17 protein-coding genes are annotated in these 19,315 nt (G+C 49.6%); all 17 read left to right on the forward strand.

The genetic code is table 11. The features are described from left to right. The first annotated feature begins 3 nt into the window (after positions 1–3). The 17 genes from LLY24_RS07385 to LLY24_RS07465 all read left to right on the forward strand — a co-directional run bounded on the left by LLY24_RS07385 (position 4) and on the right by LLY24_RS07465 (position 18,811). Complete coding sequence (locus LLY24_RS07385; protein ID WP_259035640.1) at positions 4–1,104, forward strand: KpsE/RkpR family capsule polysaccharide export protein; 1,101 nt, start codon at positions 4–6, stop codon at positions 1,102–1,104. Between the two features lie 162 nt (positions 1,105–1,266). Next, positions 1,267–1,524, forward strand: a complete 258-nt coding sequence (locus tag LLY24_RS07390) for a DUF4258 domain-containing protein (RefSeq protein WP_259035641.1) — start codon at positions 1,267–1,269, stop codon at positions 1,522–1,524. Beyond that, a complete protein-coding gene (locus LLY24_RS07395) occupies positions 1,524–1,715 on the forward strand; it encodes a DUF2283 domain-containing protein (protein ID WP_259035642.1) in 192 nt (63 codons plus the stop codon). Before LLY24_RS07390 ends, LLY24_RS07395 begins: the two co-directional genes overlap by 1 nt. A gap of 526 nt (positions 1,716–2,241) precedes the next feature. Then, positions 2,242–3,636, forward strand: coding sequence for an MBL fold metallo-hydrolase RNA specificity domain-containing protein (locus LLY24_RS07400; protein WP_259035643.1), 1,395 nt, complete (start codon positions 2,242–2,244; stop codon positions 3,634–3,636). A 42-nt stretch (positions 3,637–3,678) separates the two neighbouring features. Then, complete coding sequence (locus LLY24_RS07405; protein ID WP_259035644.1) at positions 3,679–4,029, forward strand: four helix bundle protein; 351 nt, start codon at positions 3,679–3,681, stop codon at positions 4,027–4,029. A gap of 61 nt (positions 4,030–4,090) precedes the next feature. Beyond that, positions 4,091–5,005 (forward strand): ABC transporter ATP-binding protein, encoded by a 915-nt coding sequence (locus LLY24_RS07410; RefSeq protein ID WP_259035645.1) that lies wholly within the window; start codon positions 4,091–4,093, stop codon positions 5,003–5,005. A 20-nt stretch (positions 5,006–5,025) separates the two neighbouring features. Then, positions 5,026–6,159, forward strand: coding sequence for a dTDP-glucose 4,6-dehydratase (gene rfbB / locus LLY24_RS07415; protein ID WP_259035965.1), 1,134 nt, complete (start codon positions 5,026–5,028; stop codon positions 6,157–6,159). A 151-nt stretch (positions 6,160–6,310) separates the two neighbouring features. Beyond that, the gene (locus tag LLY24_RS07420) at positions 6,311–7,351 is read left to right on the forward strand and encodes an SDR family oxidoreductase (RefSeq protein ID WP_259035646.1); all 1,041 of its coding nucleotides are present in this window, start codon (positions 6,311–6,313) and stop codon (positions 7,349–7,351) included. Between the two features lie 88 nt (positions 7,352–7,439). After that, positions 7,440–8,348 (forward strand): glucose-1-phosphate thymidylyltransferase RfbA, encoded by a 909-nt coding sequence (gene rfbA, locus LLY24_RS07425; RefSeq protein ID WP_259035647.1) that lies wholly within the window; start codon positions 7,440–7,442, stop codon positions 8,346–8,348. Between the two features lie 85 nt (positions 8,349–8,433). Next, positions 8,434–8,979, forward strand: coding sequence for a dTDP-4-dehydrorhamnose 3,5-epimerase (rfbC, locus tag LLY24_RS07430; RefSeq protein ID WP_259035648.1), 546 nt, complete (start codon positions 8,434–8,436; stop codon positions 8,977–8,979). A gap of 196 nt (positions 8,980–9,175) precedes the next feature. Further along, positions 9,176–9,772: a hypothetical protein gene (locus tag LLY24_RS07435; protein WP_259035649.1), complete on the forward strand. Its 597-nt coding sequence runs from the start codon at positions 9,176–9,178 to the stop codon at positions 9,770–9,772. 32 nt (positions 9,773–9,804) lie between these two features. Beyond that, the gene (locus LLY24_RS07440) at positions 9,805–11,634 is read left to right on the forward strand and encodes a glycosyltransferase family 8 protein (RefSeq protein ID WP_259035650.1); all 1,830 of its coding nucleotides are present in this window, start codon (positions 9,805–9,807) and stop codon (positions 11,632–11,634) included. Further along, positions 11,634–12,347, forward strand: coding sequence for an acyltransferase (locus LLY24_RS07445; RefSeq protein ID WP_259035651.1), 714 nt, complete (start codon positions 11,634–11,636; stop codon positions 12,345–12,347). Before LLY24_RS07440 ends, LLY24_RS07445 begins: the two co-directional genes overlap by 1 nt. An 18-nt stretch (positions 12,348–12,365) precedes the next feature. Beyond that, positions 12,366–13,112, forward strand: coding sequence for a class I SAM-dependent methyltransferase (locus LLY24_RS07450; protein ID WP_259035652.1), 747 nt, complete (start codon positions 12,366–12,368; stop codon positions 13,110–13,112). Positions 13,113–13,131: 19 nt separating this feature from the next. After that, positions 13,132–14,298: a nucleotide sugar dehydrogenase gene (locus LLY24_RS07455; protein ID WP_259035653.1), complete on the forward strand. Its 1,167-nt coding sequence runs from the start codon at positions 13,132–13,134 to the stop codon at positions 14,296–14,298. Positions 14,299–14,384: 86 nt separating this feature from the next. Further along, positions 14,385–17,336 (forward strand): glycosyltransferase, encoded by a 2,952-nt coding sequence (locus LLY24_RS07460; RefSeq protein ID WP_259035654.1) that lies wholly within the window; start codon positions 14,385–14,387, stop codon positions 17,334–17,336. A gap of 74 nt (positions 17,337–17,410) precedes the next feature. Further along, complete coding sequence (locus LLY24_RS07465; protein WP_259035655.1) at positions 17,411–18,811, forward strand: alginate O-acetyltransferase AlgX-related protein; 1,401 nt, start codon at positions 17,411–17,413, stop codon at positions 18,809–18,811. Positions 18,812–19,315 lie beyond the last annotated feature (504 nt).

Here is a 19,315-nt window from a genome sequence, read left to right on the forward strand (position 1 = left end):
TCCATGCAAAAGTCTGTTCGTTCTTTCGTGAAGCAATCCCCTCATTGGGCAGTGGCGATACTGGCAATCTTACTGGTCTCGTTCTATTGGTTCATATGGGCTCAAGACCGTTATGTCTCGCGTGCAACGGTAGTGCTGGAAACACCTCAAGTCGCCACCCCCGAAATTAGCTTCGCATCGCTCATGGGGAGCGGGGGTGGTGGCAATACACATGATCTGCTTCTGTTACGCGAGCATCTGCTCTCCGTAGACATGCTTCGGCGTATCGATGAAGCACTGGATTTTAGAAGCCACTTCACACAGCACGGTGATATCTTCGCACGCCTAAGTAGCCAAGATGCCCCTATCGAAGACCTACACAAGTACTACTTGCGTCGCGTCGAAATAGAGATGGACGATTACGCGGGCGTATTGAACATAAGCGTGCAGGCCTATACGCCCGAATTTGCCCAGCAAGTGACACAAATGCTGCTCGACGCAGGCGAAGAGCACATGAATCAAATGGGCCACCGCTTGGCTCAAGAGCAGGTGCGCTTTCTGGAAGAGCAAATGGTGCGCCTGAATGAGCGCTTCGAAGAAGCACGCTCTGCCTTGTTAGAATTTCAGAATGAGAACGGCCTCGTATCGCCTACTGCAACGGTGGAAAGCCTCAATCAGGTCGTGTCTACGCTTGAAGGCGACCTGGCGCGCATGCAGGCACGTCGTACCGCCCTAGCCAGTTACCAAAGCGAACAATCTGCCGAGCTTCGTCAGGTAGAGCGTGAAATCGCCGCACTTCGGGATCAAATCGCGCAGCAAAGCGAACGTCTCGCTCAGGCTACGGGAGATTCTCTCAACCGCGTTTCAGCGGAATACCAAATCCTCGAACTTCAGGCACAATTTGCGCAGGAAACGTACTCAAGCGCTCTGGCCGCACTAGAAAATACCCGTCTCGAGGCCGCCCGCCAGCTCAAGCAAGTAAGCGTATTGCAAAGCCCGTTACTACCTGAATACCCTGTAGAACCCAATCGCCTTTATAACACCACGGTATTTGCCATCATCACCATCTTCCTCACCTTCATCCTCAGCATGCTGATCATGATCGTGAAAGACCACCGGGATTAGGATAGTGAAGGGTGAGGGGTGAGGGGTGAGGGGTGAGGGGTGAAGAGAGCCGCCACCCCGTAGCGAGGCACCCGCGAAGGCGGGCGTCAGCCGCCCTGGTTCGTATCATCACACAGCATAGTTTCGTTAGGCACGCCTAGTTAGCTGAGCGCTCGATTCAAAATGTATAGCCCCCGCTTCGAAAAATATATTCATGTGACACGTCATGCTAGAGAGCGGATGGCGAGTAGGAATGTTTCTGAAGATGAGCTGGCAATTCTCATCGAAAAAGGAGCATTGAAGTACAAAGATGCTACCAGGCTCTGGGCAGCTCACCATTTTGGCAATAGGAGCGATAACTTGGTATCGGTAGCAGCCATTATAGAAGACAAGCTAGTGGTCAAAACAGTTATGCATTATTTTCACTGGGAGGGCGAGTAATGCGCACAACCTATGATGAAGCCGATGATATTCTAGTATTGCATCTCTCTGAAAAAAAAGCGGTAAAAGAGCTTTCTCAAGATTGGAATACTCACATCAGCTATGCAGAAGACGGAACGATCACTGAAATCGTCATACTCGAGGCATCAAAACAAGGCGCATGGCCACTACTAAAAAGTCATGTGGCGTAAGCAAGGCGGCGACAGCTGCCCTGAGTTAAGTCTCCGCACCTATCGCCGCGCTACGCACGGCATTCGCGGGTGCGCCTATCGGCTTACCCACGCTACAAACCCAGGTGATGCGCCCCGTAGCGTGGCGTAACGAGCGCAGCGAGGCACCCGCGGCGGCGGCGCCAGCCGCCCTGAGTTAAGCCTCTGCACGGTATGGCCGCGCTACGCACGGCATTCGCGGGTGCGCCTATCGGCTTACCCACGCTACAAAACCCCAGGCGATGATGCGCCCGTAGCGTGGCGTAACGAGCGCAGCGAGGCACCCGCGGCGGCGGCGTCAGCCGCCCTGAGTTAAGCCTCTGCACGGTATGGCCGCGCTAAGCACGGCATTCGCGGGTGCGCCTATCGGCTTACCCACGCTACAAACCCAGGTTGATGATATGCCCGTAGCGTGGCGTAACGAGCGCAGCGAGGCACCCGCGGCGGCGGCGTCAGCCGCCCAGCAGTATGTACCATCACCTGGAATAACCACTGAACCCGAGCCACTATGCTCAACATTCTCCACCACGGCGGTGCTACGGGCGTTACCGGCAGCTGCCATCAGCTACTGCTAAATAGCGAGAATTCGCTACTTATCGACTGCGGCCTGTTTCAAGGTGAGGATGCCCATGAAGATAGCTTCGAGCAGCTACAAATTGAATTCGACATTAGCACCGTAAAGGCCCTGGTCATTACGCACGTACACATCGACCACGTGGGCCGCTTACCGTACTTATTGGCAGCGGGCTTCAAAGGCCCCATTTTGTGTTCGGAGCCTTCGGCCAAGTTACTGCCGCTGGTAATCGAAGACGCCCTCAAGATTGGCTTCACGCGAAATGCAGAGCTCATCGAACGCTTTCAAGCGCAGCTAACCTCACAGATTACTGCCGCCCCCTACGGAAAGCGGCACACCGTGGTGAGCAATAGTGATGTCACCACCCGTATCAAGCTAAAACGGGCGGGGCACATTCTAGGTTCGTGTTACATCGAGGTAAGCCATCAAGACCATGCGACCCAGCAAAAGGAGCGCATAATATTTTCCGGCGACTTGGGCGCTTCGCACGCGCCTTTGCTACCAGCGCCGAAATCGCCTCACGGCTGTGATCAGCTAGTATTAGAAAGCACTTACGGCAATCGCACACATCCCGACCGCAAGAACCGCAGGGCAGTGCTTAAGAACGCCATTGAAAATGCGCTAACCAACGGTGGCACGGTCATGGTGCCAGCCTTCAGCATCGGCAGAACCCAAGAGCTTCTTTACGAGCTTGAAGGCATCATCTTCGAGGCCAAAAATGCATCTTGGAAATCCCTGGAGGTTATTGTCGATTCACCTCTAGCTGCGCGCTTCACGCGCGTCTACCGTGAGCTAAAACCCTACTGGGATGACGAAGCCCAAAAGCGTCTGAAAAGTGGCCGCCACCCGCTAAACTTCGCCAATCTCTACACGGTGGATTCCCACCAGGAGCACGAGCAGACGGTCGAATATCTCGCCAAAACCGGCAGGCCCGCCGTTGTCATTGCTGCCAGTGGTATGTGCGCCGGTGGGCGCATCATGAATTACTTAAAAGCGATGCTGGGGGATGTGCGGCACCAAGTGCTGTTCGTGGGTTACCAGGGTGCAGGCACCCCAGGCCGCGCCATTCAGCAATACGGCCCGCAAGGCGGCTGGGTCGAGATAGACGGTGAGCGTATCGATATCAAAGCCGGTATCACCTCCATCAGTGGCTACTCCGCTCACGCTGATCAGCAGAACCTGCTCGATTTCGTCAAGCGCATGCGCCGCTGGCCAAGCACCATTCATCTAGTACACGGTGAACGAGCAGCCCGGCAAGTGCTAAAGACAAAGCTCGAAGCGATGTATGGGCGGAAGGGAAAGGACGTGAGGGTGGTGAATGGTGAGTAGTTATTGGTGAGTGGTGAATGGTGAGCGGAGTTGGGAGGGGTGATGAGGAAGCATCAAGAGTTAAGGGTTTGGCAGCAGACGATGGACCTTGTCGAACATGTATACACACTCATCAAAACCTTCCCAGATGATGAAAAATACGGCCTCACCAGCCAAATGCGAAGATGTGCTGTCTCAGTTCCGAGCAATATTGCAGAAGGGGCTGCAAGAGGAAGCACCCAAGAATTCATTCGCTTTTTGTATATATCTCAAGGTTCTTTAAGCGAACTGGAGACCCAAGTGCTTATTTTCCAGCGTCTTAAATATTTACAAGATATATCAGCCACCATAGCATCCATTACCCAAGCATCTGCCCAGCTAGGTGGACTCATTAAACATTTAAAGAATCGGTGAAATCAATGTCGCCCACGAACGCCCCATTCACCATTCACTTCTCACATTTCACCAACCCAAAATGATCGAAATCAAGAACCTCTACAAGCGCTACCACAACCATCACGGCAGTGATTGGGTGCTGAAAGACATCAACGTCACCATTCCTGCTGGCGTGAGCGTAGGCTTGATCGGCGCCAATGGAGCGGGTAAATCGACGCTGCTTCGTCTCATCGCTGGTATGGACAAGCCTGAGCGTGGCGAAGTAGTACGGCATAGCCGTGTCTCTTGGCCAGTAGGGCTTGCAGGTGGCATGGCGGGGAGTATGACGGGACGGCAAAACGCCAAGTTCGTCGCGCGTGTACAAGGCAGTAGCCCCGAAGAAGTGCAACGCGTCATCGATTTCGTCGAGGACTTTGCTGAGATCGGCGGTGCTTTCGATGAGCCCATTCGCACCTACTCCTCTGGTATGCGCTCGCGTATCTCCTTCGGCCTTTCACTCGCGTTCGATTTCGATGTGTACATCTCGGATGAAGCCACGGCGGTGGGGGATAGAGCCTTTAAAGCAAAAGCCAAGGCGCTATTCGAATCCAAAGTGGGTAAAGCGTCGCTCATCATGGTGTCGCATTCCGAGGGCATTCTCAAAGATCTCTGCCAAGCGGGGCTGTACCTCAAACGTGGTCAGGCACATTGGTACGATGATATTAACGAGGCCATTGCGGCTTACCATGCCGATGTGGATGCCAAGAAAGCCGTGGGCGAAAATGACTTGCCGCAAGACGTGCCGGGGGCACGCCGTTATCTGGCCGATTGCCATCAGGTTCTAAAAGGCGCTCAGGAAACCCTTAAAGACCTGGAAGAAGACGACGCGGCCGCAGAGCAAATCAAGGCCGCTAAGCAAGAAGTCAATGCGGCAGGCAAAGCAGCCCGTGAAGCACGCCTACATTTGGAAGCGGTAGAAGAAAAGCAGCGCAATGCCAAAAAGAAATCGGCATGATGACGACTCTACAAAGTGATATGAACGCAAAAACATTCCTCATTACTGGCGGGGCAGGGTTCATTGGCTCGGCTGTTGTGCGTGAACTCATCCGCAATACATCGCACCGCGTCATCAATGTCGATAAGCTCACCTATGCTGGCAATCTCGAATCACTGGCAAGCGTCGATGCTTCCGAGCGCTATACGTTCGAGAAAGCCGATATATGCGACAGCGCAGCGTTGCAGCGTATATTTACTGCGCACCAGCCGGATGTAGTGATGCATTTGGCAGCAGAAAGCCACGTGGACCGCTCCATCGATGGCCCCGCTGATTTCATCCAGACGAATATCGTCGGCACGGCGGTTTTATTGGAAGCTGCACGAAGCTACTGGAAAGCACTTCAAGCGCAAAATGCCACTAAGGCAAAGGCGTTTCGGTTTCACCATATCTCTACAGATGAAGTCTACGGAGATCTAGAAGGTACTAGTGATCTCTTCACGGAAGAGACGCCCTATGCACCGAGCTCGCCCTATTCGGCCAGTAAAGCGAGTTCGGATCACCTAGTGCGCGCTTGGCAGCGTACCTACGCGCTGCCCACACTGGTTACAAACTGCTCCAATAACTACGGCCCGTATCATTTCCCCGAGAAGCTGATTCCGCTGATGATTCTCAACGCTCTGGCAGGCAAACCCCTGCCGGTATACGGCGATGGTCAGCAAATCCGTGATTGGCTTTATGTAGAAGACCACGCCCGTGCACTGATCAAGGTCGCCACCGAAGGTAGCGTAGGGGAAACCTACAACATCGGCGGGCATAACGAGCAAACGAATTTACACGTGGTAGAAGCCATCTGTGAAATCCTGGATGAACTGGTGCCAAGTGAGACGTTAGGAGTGAGGGGTGAGGGGAACACCTCTAACCCCTCACAAGCGCAGCGCTCACCACTCACTACTTACAAAGATTTAATTACCTTCGTCACCGACCGCCCCGGCCACGATGTACGCTATGCGATCGACGCCAGTAAGATCGAGCGCGAACTAGGTTGGGTACCACAAGAAACGTTCGAGACCGGCCTACGTAAAACCATTCAGTGGTATCTCGACAACGAAACCTGGTGGAAACGCGTACAAGACGGAAGCTACCAGGGCGAGCGCCTAGGCGTTCATGTATAAGTCGGGCACTCCTGTTGCCACCTCGTAGCGTGGGTAAGCCGCTAGGCGCACCCGCAGCGGCGGCCCGGCGCGAAAGCCGAGCGTAGCGCGGCTATGAGCCAACGAAAGCTAACCAGGCTCTAGCATGGCAGCCCGCAAGAAAAGGATTTCCATGAGTATTCTCGTTACAGGCGGCAATGGCCAAGTAGGCTTCGAGCTGCGTCGCCAATTCGCACTCTTCGGTAGCGTCCTTGCCCCTACGCGCCAAGAGCTCGATCTGGCAGATATCCACGCCGTTGAGGCTTATCTTGCCAAGCACAAGCCTGCGCTTATTCTGAACGCCGCCGCCTACACCGCCGTAGATAAAGCAGAATGCGAGCCAGAACAGGCAAAACGCTTGAACGCCGATCTACCTGCGCAACTCGCCCGCTACGCCGCGCAAAATGGTATTACCCTGGTGCATTACTCGAGCGATTACGTTTACCCCGGTAAGGGTGTTGAACCCTGGCGAGAAGATAGCCCCACCAATCCACTGAGCACGTATGGCCAAACCAAGTTAGAAGGCGATGAAGCAATTCTTCGAAGCGGTTGTGATCACCTTATCTTTCGTACTAGCTGGGTATACGCCGCACGGGGCAATAACTTCATGAAAACCATGCTACGTCTGGGCCGCGAGCGCGAAGCGCTAAGCATCGTCAACGACCAGATAGGCGCGCCCACCCCCGCACGCCTAATCGCCCAGATAAGCGCTTTAGCATTTACGCCTCACGATTCACCATCTACGATGCACCACTCACGGTTCACACCTCACGATTCACCATCTACGATGCACCACTCACGGTTCACACCTCACGATTCACCATCTACGATGCACCACTCACGGTTCACACCTCACGATTCACCATCTACGATTCACCACTCACGATTCACCCCTCATATTCCCTTAGGCGTTTACCATCTGGCCCCACGCGGCAACACTAGCTGGCACGGCTTTGCTTGCGAAATCTTCCACCAAGCCAAAGCGCTGGGAAAAACACTGGCAATAGACGCGTCAGGCCTGAAGGCGATACCCACTGCGGCCTACCCAACACAGGCAGTGCGTCCTAGTAATTCGCGTATGGCACTCGATAAGCTAGAAGCGGTCATAGGTTTGCACATGCCAGAATGGCAAGATCAGCTAGCGCTCACGTTGCAAGAATATTGTGAAAGGTAAGGCATGCGCGAAGTAAGTGGTTTCTGCGCTTAGGCCATTTTCAGCCGTGCCATAGCCCGGCATGGTATACGACTCACGGACGATTTGAATGCTCACCTCAGCACTTCCCACAAACCCTTCGCAAAGAAAGGGCATCATCCTAGCCGGTGGGTCAGGCTCGCGGCTGCACCCTATCACCCGCGGTGTCTCCAAGCAGCTCCTACCCATCTACGATAAACCGATGATCTACTATCCAATCTCGGTGCTCATGTTGGCGGGTATTCGCAATATTCTGATCATCTCCACGCCAGAAGATTTACCGCAATACCAGAACCTATTAGGCAATGGCGAAGACTTCGGCTTGCACTTCGATTACGCCGAGCAGCCAAATCCAGATGGCTTGGCCCAGGCATTCATCATCGGTGAACGCTTCATCGGCGACAGCCCCGTTTGCCTGGTTCTGGGCGACAACATCTTCCACGGCCAGCACTTTTCCGACCAGCTCAAGCGCGCGAGTAGCCAGGTAAACGGCGCTACCGTATTCGGTTATTTGGTGAAAGACCCCGAGCGTTTCGGTGTAGTAGAGTTCGACGAGACGGGTAAGGCCATTTCCATTGAAGAAAAACCTAAAAAGCCCAAATCGGCCTATGCCGTTACCGGTCTTTATTTTTTCGATAACGACGTCGTCAGCATCGCAAAGGCGGTACAACCCTCCGAACGCGGTGAGCTCGAGATCACCAGCGTCAACAATGCGTATCTCGAACGTGGCGATTTGAACGTAGAGCGCCTGGGAAGGGGCTTTGCCTGGCTGGACACCGGCACCCATGACAGCCTGCTAGAAGCCAGTCAATACGTACAAACCATCGAGCACCGGCAAGGCCTAAAAATTGCCTGCCTGGAAGAGATCGCCTGGCAAAATGGCTGGATCAGTGATGAACGACTGGCAGAACTCGCCAAACCGCTTTCCAAAACCCAATACGGCCAATACTTACAGCGCCTGTTGAAAGGTAAACAGTAAGTGGTGAAGAGAGTGGTAAGCCAATGGCTATCATCACTCGACTCCCACAATTCACCACTCACTATTCACCACTGACGGTTTAATCATGCACTACGAAAAGCTCTCCATCCCCGATGTAGTACTGTTAACCCCCAATGTTTTCGGTGATGAGCGGGGGTTCTTCATGGAAACCTTTCGACAGAGCGAATTCGAAAACCACTGTGGTCCTTATCAGTTTGTGCAAGATAACCACAGTAAGTCCAAACAAGGCATTTTGCGAGGATTGCACTATCAGCATCAACATCCACAAGGCAAGTTGGTACGCGTCACCCGTGGAGAAGTATTCGATGTCGCTGTAGACATGCGCCAACACTCACCCACCTTCAAACAGTGGGTCGGCGTGCGACTAAGTGAAAAAAATCAACATATGCTGTGGGTGCCGCCAGGATTTGCTCATGGCTTCTATGTGACTGGCAAAGAGGCCGAATTCCAGTATAAATGCACCGATTACTATGCACCAGCCGATGAGGTGTGCCTGCGTTGGAACGATCTCACCATCGGTATCGAATGGCCCTTGAAGGATGGAGCCCAACCGCAGGTTTCCGCAAAGGATGCCAAAGGGCTAACGTTCGAGCGCGCGCCAACATTTTGATCTGAGGTTGCGAAGTGGAGACTACTTTAAGATAGTTTAATATTTTAGCGATGAGGAGTAGGCGGCGGGAAGTGGCTTAACCTATTCTAATTGAAAGATGGCACTACGCATTTTTCTTTTTTATGCATTGTTTTATTGAGCGAAAGAATTAAATTATTATCAATGGCTAAATATTTTACAAAAGAGGAGATGTCAGTTGAAGATTAATGATGTTGAGAAAAGTGAGATAAATAAGAAAATAATAGAAAATAAAGATCTAAGAGAGAAGCTGGATAAGCTTCAAATAGAGCTTAATAGAGAAAAGAGAGAGAGAGAAAAAGTATTAGGTTTCCTTTTTTTATCACAAGAATTGCTCGAGAAAGAGAGAAATAAAAATACATCAAATGTTTTTTCTGAAAGTATGGATGAACAACATCATTCATCTTCTCCAGCCATCAACATTTGGTTGAGAGCTAATATTTTTCGGCAGTCAAATTATTTTTATAAAAGCAGAAAGTTTAAAAAAGGGTTGTCAAGAAAAATAAATTTATTGAAAAATAGTGTTTTATTTAATTCTGATTGGTACATAGAAAGCTATAATATTTTTAATTTTTATGGAATGAAACCTGAAGAGCATTACATTAAGATAGGGGCGTTAGAGGGATATGATCCAAGTCCTGATTTTAGCACCAACGAATATATTAGAACGCATGCTGATGTAGCTGAGTCTGGCCAAAATCCATTGGTTCACTATTTGTCATTTGGTATTAATGAAAATAGATCAATTTCTAATTCCAAACTAGTTAAAAAATAGAGCGTATTATTTTTTATTTAAAGGAGATTATCTTGAAAACTAAGTTAGAAGAAGCAAATAAGCTATTTAAAGAGGGTAAATATGAACAGGCATTATCAAGATATCAAAAACTTCCTAATGCCGCACATAATTATATATATGATATTAATATAGACATTTGCAAAAGAGAAATTATAGAAAAAGAAAAGATTAAGGTAGACCATGCTAAATTATCAGGTGTAAACATTGCCTTTATAACTGACGCTAACTATTTGATGGCAACATATATTGCTATGCATTCAATCGTTAGCAAAAGAAACACAGATTATAATTATAATATTTACTTGTTTCTAGTTGATTTAGATAAAGCTGAAGCAGAAGCTTTTAATAAGCTCAAAAGAAAAAATTTAAAAATTTTCATTATGGAATATTCAGAGTGCACCAAAGAGTTTGCAATTAAAAAAGAAGGGTTTCATGTTTCTACAGCCGCGGTTGTTAAATTTCAGCTATCAGAAATACTTAAAGACTGTGATAGAGTTTTATATTTAGACGGCGATATAATAGTCCAAGGAGATTTAGTTGATTTTTATAATAAATCTCTTGAAAATGTCTACGGTGCAGTAGTCGAGGATATAAAGCCTAAGCTTAAGTATAAGCCTAGTATATTGAAAAAGCTTGATATAGAAAAGCACGATGCATATTTTAATTCAGGAGTAATGCTTCTGAATCTGAGCAAGCTTAGAGAGGAAAAAGTAGCAGATAAACTATTTGAATATAGGCGGAGTGGTATTAACTTTTTCATGGATCAAGACGCATTGAATGTAGTCTTTCGATCTAAATTGAATTTTCTTCCTATCAGGTATAATTTCCTAACAACACTGAGTTCCGTATTCGATATTAGGGAAATTAATAGAGAGTATGGTATAAGATATCATTATAATTCATTCGATGAGGCTTTAAATGATGCGGAAGTAATTCATTACGCATCTAAAAATAAACCATGGAAAGGTGCTAAAGATATATATACTGAAACTTGGTTGAAGCACTTTATTGCATCTAAAGCTTATGAAAGGTTTCCGGCTATTCATCAAGTGCAGCATGATTTTTTGTCTAGTGAATATATTGTTTCATTAACCTCATACCCAGCGAGAATAAAGAGTGTTCATTTTACTATTGAAAGTATTTTAAGCCAAAGCTTTAAAGCGGATAAAGTGGTGCTTTGGCTGGCTAGTGAACAGTTCCCAAACAAAGAGAATGATTTGCCAAGTAATTTGGTTTGTTTAAAGGAAAAGGGGCTTTACATTAAATGGTGTGAAGATATTAGATCGTATAAAAAATTGATTCCAGCTTTGAGAGATTACCCTGATGCGGTAATAGTCACGGCAGATGATGATCTAATTTATGAGAAAAATTGGTTGTCAAATATAGTAGCTTCGTACTTGCAAGAGCCTAAATCAATTCATTGCTATAGGGCTCACGAAGTAACATTCGATAGCTTTGGGAGAATTGTTAAATATAATAGTTGGAGAAAGAACATACAAAATAAAATTTCTAGCCCCACTAACTTTTTTACCGGTTGTGGCGGTGTTCTTTATCCTCCTCGCATTTTGCACAAGGATGTTTTTAAAAAAGAAGCTTATTATGAGCTGTGCCAACATGGCGATGATATTTGGTTTTGGGGTATGGCAGTTATTAACGATGTGAAAATTAAAATTGTTAAAGGCAAAAAGTTTAAATTAAATTTCGTTCCTGAGTCTCAGGATGTAGCGCTTTGGCATGAAAATGATGTGAATGGTAGGAATGATGTTATGATTAATAACTTGCTTTTAACATACCCTGATATTGTTAGTAAAATAAAGGGTGACGAAAGAGAGGTGATCTAGTGAAGCTAAATGTTTTAGATAAGGCTGATAATGAAAGAGAAATTATTGATGGCGATCTAAGAAATATTTTTGTCAAGGGTATTTTTGAAAACACCTGTATTAACATAAGCGAAGAAGCATGGGGGTTGTTAAAGGAAGGAAAAATTAAAATTTTTTTAAATCATATTGGTGGTGTACGCTGCATCGATGGCTTTGTCTTTAACATAAATTCAGGTGCTGGAGTATTTAGGGTCAATGTTGGGGGGGGGGCTCCATGCTATTTGAGCCTTGGGAATAAGGTTTCTGGCAAGTTCGATATCACTATGTATCGAGGGAGTAGAGTCTCAATTGGTGACAATACTACTAGTAATGGATGCCGAATATTTTGTGATAACTCCCATTTTACTACAGGTGAGGATTGTATGATTTCCGATGAGGTTTTATTTCAAACCTCTGACCAGCATCAAATATTTAATCTGGATAATGGTTTGGTAATAAATGAAAAAAAGGGGGGCATTGATTTGTGCAAGCATGTTTGGATTGGAAGAAGAAGCACTTTAATAGGGAAGTTTAGTGTTAATGCCGGAGCTATCGTGGCAGCTGGCTCGATTGTTACTCGCGAAGTGGATGAAAATAGCATAGTAGCCGGCAATCCAGCAAAAAAGATTAAATCAAATGTGTCTTGGTCAAGGAATTTCGGAAAAATTGATCGATATATACAAGATTTAATTTAAATTTATGAGGAGGGTTTTATGGATAGTGATAAAGATAATATAAAAAGGATTATTGATGGTTTGAGAAGCATTGAGAAAATGATTGATCACCAAAATAAAAAAATGCCTGATTTAGTTGTTAATAAATTATACTCTAGAATAGAAAGTTTGTTATGGCTACAAAAAAAAATGTCGCTGATTAATCCGCTTCCACCTTTAGCAGGTTGGCCTGCCGCTCCTGATTTTCTCTTAAAGCTACACGGTTGGATAATCAAAAATAAACCTAATTGCGTAGTTGAAATGGGGAGCGGTATATCCACTATAGTTATTTCAGATGCTTTAAGACAAAATGGATTTGGTAAGGTGGTTAGTTTTGAGCATCTGGAGGAGTTTCGAGATAAAACTCAAGGTTATATAAGAGAAGAAAACTTGAGTTGTTTCTCAGATGTTATTCTTTCACCTATTGTTAAATATGATAAAAAACACTTAAGTGAACAGGCTGAAAGTTATTGGTATAGCTTGGATGTAAATGAAATCATAGCCCATAATATCGATCTCTTAATTGTGGATGGGCCGCCCGGAAAAATATGTAAGTACTCTCGCTATCCTGCCTTAGGTGCTTTCTACTCGAAGTTAGCATTTGAAGCAGAGGTTTGGATGGATGATGCTGATCGCTACGAGGAGAAGATAATTAACGAGCAGTGGGTTGATGAATTTGACATGCATAGTGAGTATTACCCTCTTGAAAAGGGGTTGTTTATACTTAAGAGAAGAAAATCTGAATAATTTTTTTAGGTGTTTATAAATGAAAATTGCGATAGCTGGCACTGGTTACGTTGGTTTATCAAATTCAATGCTGTTAGCTCAGCATCATGAAGTCGTGGCGGTCGATATCGTTCCTGAAAAAGTCGAGATGCTGAACAAAAGCGTATCGCCCATCGAGGATGCGGAAATATCCGCCTTCCTGGCGCGGGAAGACCTGCGTTTTACGGCTACATTGGATGCCGACGCCGCCTATCGCGATGCTCAGTATGTGATCATCGCCACCCCAACTGACTATGACCCGAAATCCAATTACTTCAATACACGTAGCGTAGAAGCCGTCATTCAAAAAGTGATGGAGGTGAACCCGGAAGCGGTCATGGTCATCAAATCGACCGTTCCTGTGGGCTATACACAAGAAACCGCCGAGCGTTTCAATACACCCAACTTGATTTTCTCACCTGAATTTTTACGTGAAGGCAAGGCGCTTCACGATAACCTGTATCCTTCACGCATCATCGTAGGTGAGTGCTCAACGCGCGCTGAAACTTTCGCTGAGCTCTTGAAGCAGGGCGCTCTCAAGCAAGATGTCGAGGTGCTGCTTACCAACAGCACCGAAGCCGAAGCCATCAAGCTGTTTGCCAACACCTACCTTGCCATGCGGGTTGCCTACTTCAACGAGCTGGATACCTACGCCCAGACCCATGGCCTGGATGCCCGTCAGATCATTCAAGGGGTAGGGCTCGACCCACGTATCGGCAAGCACTATAACAACCCAAGCTTCGGTTATGGTGGTTACTGCTTGCCCAAGGATACCAAGCAACTGCTTGCCAACTACGAAGACGTGCCTAATAACATGATTCAGGCCATCGTCGAGGCAAACCGTACGCGTAAGGACTTCATTGCTGAATCCGTACTCGAGCGTAACCCGAAAGTAGTCGGCGTCTACCGTTTGATCATGAAGTCCGGTTCTGACAACTTTCGCGCGAGCGCCATGCAGGGTGTGATGAAGCGGCTGAAAGGCAAGGGCGTAGAGGTCATCGTTTACGAGCCCACGCTTAAGGATGAAGAGTTTTTCCACTCCAAGGTGATCAAGGACCTCGCATCCTTCAAGGCACAAGCCGATGTCATTCTGACCAATCGCATGGCCAAGGATCTCGAAGACGTGAGTGATAAGGTTTACACTCGTGACCTTTTCGGAAATGACTAAGTTTTCTGGTAGCTGTTTTCAGCTACCCTGAACTCGTCAAGGGCCTTCACGGAGGCCCTTTTTTCTTGCTTACGGCACCTACTTGTATGTTGGCATCTTTGACTCGCGCTTGGCGGCGCTGGCGACATAAAAGCGCTTCCGGCACGAACCCCGAAGAGCGTGCGGTTCATGCCAGATTCGATCCCGAGTGGTATTTGACCAAATACCCGGATGTGGCCGCCGCCGGACTAGACCCCTGGCAGCACTACTGGCACCACGGTAGGTTTGAGAACCGCTTGCCAAGGCGTAACCGCGCGCTAGAGTGGGACCACGCGCTATGGCGCGGCGCGGAAAACGTTGTGCTATCTCGGCTGGGTGTGCTGGTGAATGACCAGGAGGCCAGCGAAGAAGAGCGCTTTACGGCACGGCTCGCTTTTGCGCGTTGGTACCGCTGGAAAGAGCAGTGGGAAGATGTCATCAAGATACTTGCGCCCCAAGGCGTACTCATTGAAGGTGGGGCGCCGCTCACGCCTAACCCTGCCTTACTGCTCGTGGAAGCGTGTTGTCGGTTATCGCTGGATGACTGCGAGTCGGCCCACCAGGGCTTGCTCGATCAAGCGCTGACGTTTTTGGAGCGTGCCTTCCCAGATACAGCAGATACCGCGCTTGCAAAAGCCAATGCTCAGCATCCGCAAGGTGATGTGCTGCAGGCGCTGAACCGTTTTTACGCACGCCGGGGCTTGCAAACGCTTACACCGTTCGAGCCTGCGCTTGCACCAAGTTTGGATAACCTTACCGCGAACGCTACTGAAACGGACGATACATCGGTTACGGGAGCGCTAGTATCGGTCATCGTGCCGGTCTACAACGCACAAGCCGCGCTAGATACCGTACTGCGTGGCTTGTGTGCTCAGCGGGGCGTTCGGCTCGAGATTTTGGCGGTAGACGATGCCAGCGAAGACGAGTCGGTTGCCGTGCTCGAGCGTTGGCAAGCGTGCTGCCCATCACACGTTAGCTTGGTGGTGCTCCGGCATGAGTCGAATCAGGGCGCCTATGCAGTACGTAATACAGGCGCGGCGCACGCTTCTGGCGCTTTCATCACCGTTCACGATAGCGACGATTGGTCTCACCCGGAAAAACTGTGCCAGCAACTGGTTGTACTAAAAGAGAACGCCAGCGCCAAGGCATCGCTCTCTCACTGGGTGCGTGCCACTCCCGAGCTTTTGTTTCATCGCTGGCGCCTGGATGAGTATGGCTGGGTATATCCGAATATCTCGTCGTTGATGATCCGCCGTGAGGTTCTCGAGACGCTGGGCTTTTGGGATGAAGTGAAGGTAAATGCCGATACGGAATACCGAGAACGTATCGAAGCTGCGTACGGGGCAGGTAGCGTTGTAGAAGTGCTTCCAGGAGTGCCATTGTCTTTTGGGCGTTCTAGCCTGAATTCGCTAAGCCAGCAAAGCGCTTCACACGTGGTTTCTCAGTTTGGAGGCATGCGCTATCACTACATGGAAGCGGCTCGCCAGTGGCACCGCCAAGCGCAAGCGCCCTCGGATCTCTATCTGCCAAGAAATCCCAGCGCAAGGTCCTTTCAAGCGCCGGTTGCCATGTTGCGCACCTTATCTGAAGCGTTAAACGCTTCGCTCAGCGATGAGCAGCGACTGCGTGCTTCCTCGCTGTTCGATCCTGGCTGGTATTTAGAGCGCTACATCGATTTGCAGTCGGCGATGATTGAACCGTTTGACCACTTTTGTACAGTGGGGGCAGGGGAGGGGCGTGATCCCGGGCCTGATTTTTCCACGACGGGATACGCACGCCGCTTTCAGCAAGCATTGTCTGAAAGTGGCCTGGCGGCCTGGGCGCATTATCTGCGTGCAGTAGAAGATGACCGAGCCAGGCTAGACGACGCTTTGCCCATATGGGAAGGCGAGCGTGCTCATGTAGGCAGGCCAACTGTAATGCTATGTGCCCATCAAGTAGGCGCAACACTTTTTGGCGCCGAGCGCAGTCTGCTCGATGTGCTCGACGCTCTGAATACTCTGGCATATAACGTTGTGGTACTGCTGCCTGAAGCAGGTAATGCGGCATACGAAGCCATGCTGCTAGCGCGGTGTAAGGCGCTGGCCGTAGTGCCTTATGGTTGGTGGCAACAAGGTAAGCACCCTCATCCCAAAACGGTGGCGCACATTGGCCGTTTGTTGGCGCGTTTCGCTATCGATGTCGTACACGTCAATACGCTGGTGTTGGACGAGCCATTGGCTGCCGCGCGAGAAGCGAATATACCCACTGTGGTGCATGTGCGTGAACTGCCTGCTTTCGATCGAGCGCTATGCCAAACGCTAGGTGCCACACCCGAGCAGATCGTCGAGCGTACTCATGCGGTGAGCGACATGATCATCGCCAACTCGGAGGCCGTCGCGCAAGCGTTTCAGGGGCGGGGGTCGACGCCTGTTCGTATCGTACCCAACACCATCACCATGGCGCCGCTGCTGGCACTCCTGCCACCGAAAATGGATGCGGAAGAGCCATTTCGGGTCGGCATGCTGAGTAGCAACCTGCCCAAGAAGGGGCTCGATGATATCGTGCGCGTAGCGCGTGGGCTGGAGAATGATGCTCCTCATATACGGCTAGAACTTTTTGGCCCACTCAGCCCGGCGCTGACGTATATATTGCACCACTCGCCCCCCGCTAACCTTCATTATGGGGGCTACATAGCCGACCCATCCGAGGCACTCAAACTAGTGCACGCCGTGGTGAACCTCTCGCATTTTCAAGAGTCTTTTGGGCGCACGGTGCTAGAGGCAATGGCGGCTTCGCGTCCTGTGGTGGCTTATGCGTGGGGAGCCTTGCCTGAGTTGATCATTGAGGGCGAAAACGGCTATCTCGTACCCTTCGGTGATACGGAAGCAGTGGCTGAGTGCCTTCTGCGATTAAGCTTGTCGCACGATTTATGCTGTCGTTTGGGGAACGCAGGTAGGCAGCGAGCTACTGAGCATTATAGTGCCGCACGGCTTGCGCAGGCACTGCGTAAGAGCTACGACGTGTTAGATGCGGTATGAAAACAGTGAACCTGCGATGCTGTTAGCAACATGTAGGGCGTTACACATGGCCGAATTTTGAAAGGATGCGCTGTTTGGGTACGACAAGTGAATTGAAGAGTTGGTTGAAGCGATATCTATCCGACAGCAATGAAGCGTCATGGGATGAGTCTCCGATCTTGCGTTGGGAGCTCGATTATCCCTCGTCTCTACGTGAACCTCGCTTTACCGGCGCGGGGCGTATTGTGCAGGGTTGGGTGCTGCTACAGCATACGCAAGCGCATTTGCTATCCAATATTCGTATCGTGGCGGCTTGGACGACGAACTTCGAACTTTGCCATCCACTTGAGATCGAGCGCCCCGATGTAATTGAGCGAGTGCTTAAGGCAAAGTCCGATGTGCATCCACAGCGATTTTGTGGATTTCGTTTTACCATTCCTCGTCACATCAGTGATTTTGCATTGTGGCTCGAGTGTGGAAAACAGCGCTGGCTTCTCCAGGAGGTAAGCGTGGATGGTGTTGCTACGTTGGAGAGCCCGGCGATACTCAAAGTGCTAGAAGGTAAGTCGGGTTGGCTATTTTTGGATAACGATACCAATGGTAGCGTCGATCAGTACCGTGGGCGATTACGCTTGACCACTGCGGGGCTAGCCACCTGGCAGGCGTACCTCGCAAGGTTCCACGCTATTGCCGAGCGTGTTGGTGCCCGCTCGGCAATGTTGGTAGCACCTTCCAAGGAGAGCGTAATGGGACCACATTACCACCCTTGTGACGAAGGCAGCGGGGGGCCAATAAGCCAGCTATTGGGATTGCCTGAAGCCAATCAGCTCGTGTACCCGGTTCGCGAACTAAACGCCCTTGGTGATTCCGCGTTCATTCAGAATGATAGCCACTGGGCACAACGCGGTGCCATGCAGGCTACTTGTGCGCTAGCAAGTGCGCTTGGGTTGGATGACGAAGCAGTGAAGGCGGTGTTTGCAAAAGACACCTATCAGCCGCGCACACTGGTAGGCGATCTAGGTAATAAATTTTCTCCGCAGCGCACCTGCGAAATCCAGGCATTACGCTCGTTCAACTACAACCGGTATCGGCATTTCGATAACGGCTTACCCAATTTTGGGCGCCTGCTAGTGCTCGTTTATCCCAAGGCATTGCTGACTAGCACTTGCTTGATTTTTGGTTCCTCATCCAGCTATTCGATGTTCAATTATTTAAGCCGCTTGTTCCAGCGGGTAGTGTTCGTGCATAGCGCCGGTAGCCTCGATCCCGAGCTTGTCGAGGCTGTACGCCCAGAGTTTCTAGTCGTGCAGACCAATGCACGTTTCGTGGTTCAGATTCCAAAGGTGAAGCAGCCGCTCGAAGCGCTAGTCGCTGATAAGCGTGCTCGGCTAACCCCAGAAGAGCAAGCGTTGGTGGCAGAGCGCAGAGTAGACGTCGATAAGGAAGACGCTACGATAACGAGCCTGGGGCTGGTGCCCTGGGTAGTAAGTAAGTGACGATGCGCCTAGCATGGCGCTGGTTTTCAAGGATGTTGATTAGCATGGAGGCTGTTACTATGCCCGATTTCTGTTGGTTGGGTGGCCCACGAGTTTCATGACTAAGTTCTCTTCCGTACGTGATCGCATTCGGTTGCCCCATCATCGAAGCCCCAAAATGTGGGTGCCTCTACAGCAGCTGAGGAAGGCTGAAACGCCAGAGAGCTGGGCATCATTAGGAGCTGAGCCACTGTTTCAGCTAAAAGGCCACTTACCTTGGCCTGGCTGGAATATGATCGAGATTGATAGTGCCTGTGGCACTGGGCGTGCTGTCGCGACGTTGACGCTCGAATCCGCCCGACGTGAAATTACCTATACGTTTCCTTTGCGACATGGTAAGTCCACGAAGCGCTTGGTATTCGTGCCTTGGGGAGTCAAGCGAGCTACGTTTTCGCCCATGAGCTCTATAGGCCAGTTCTCACTTCGATCAATACGATTCATTTGGCTAACTCCGACGTTTGCCTA

Origin of the sequence: Halomonas dongshanensis, from assembly GCF_024790395.1 — a bacterium.
Lineage (GTDB): Bacteria > Pseudomonadota > Gammaproteobacteria > Pseudomonadales > Halomonadaceae > Vreelandella > Vreelandella dongshanensis.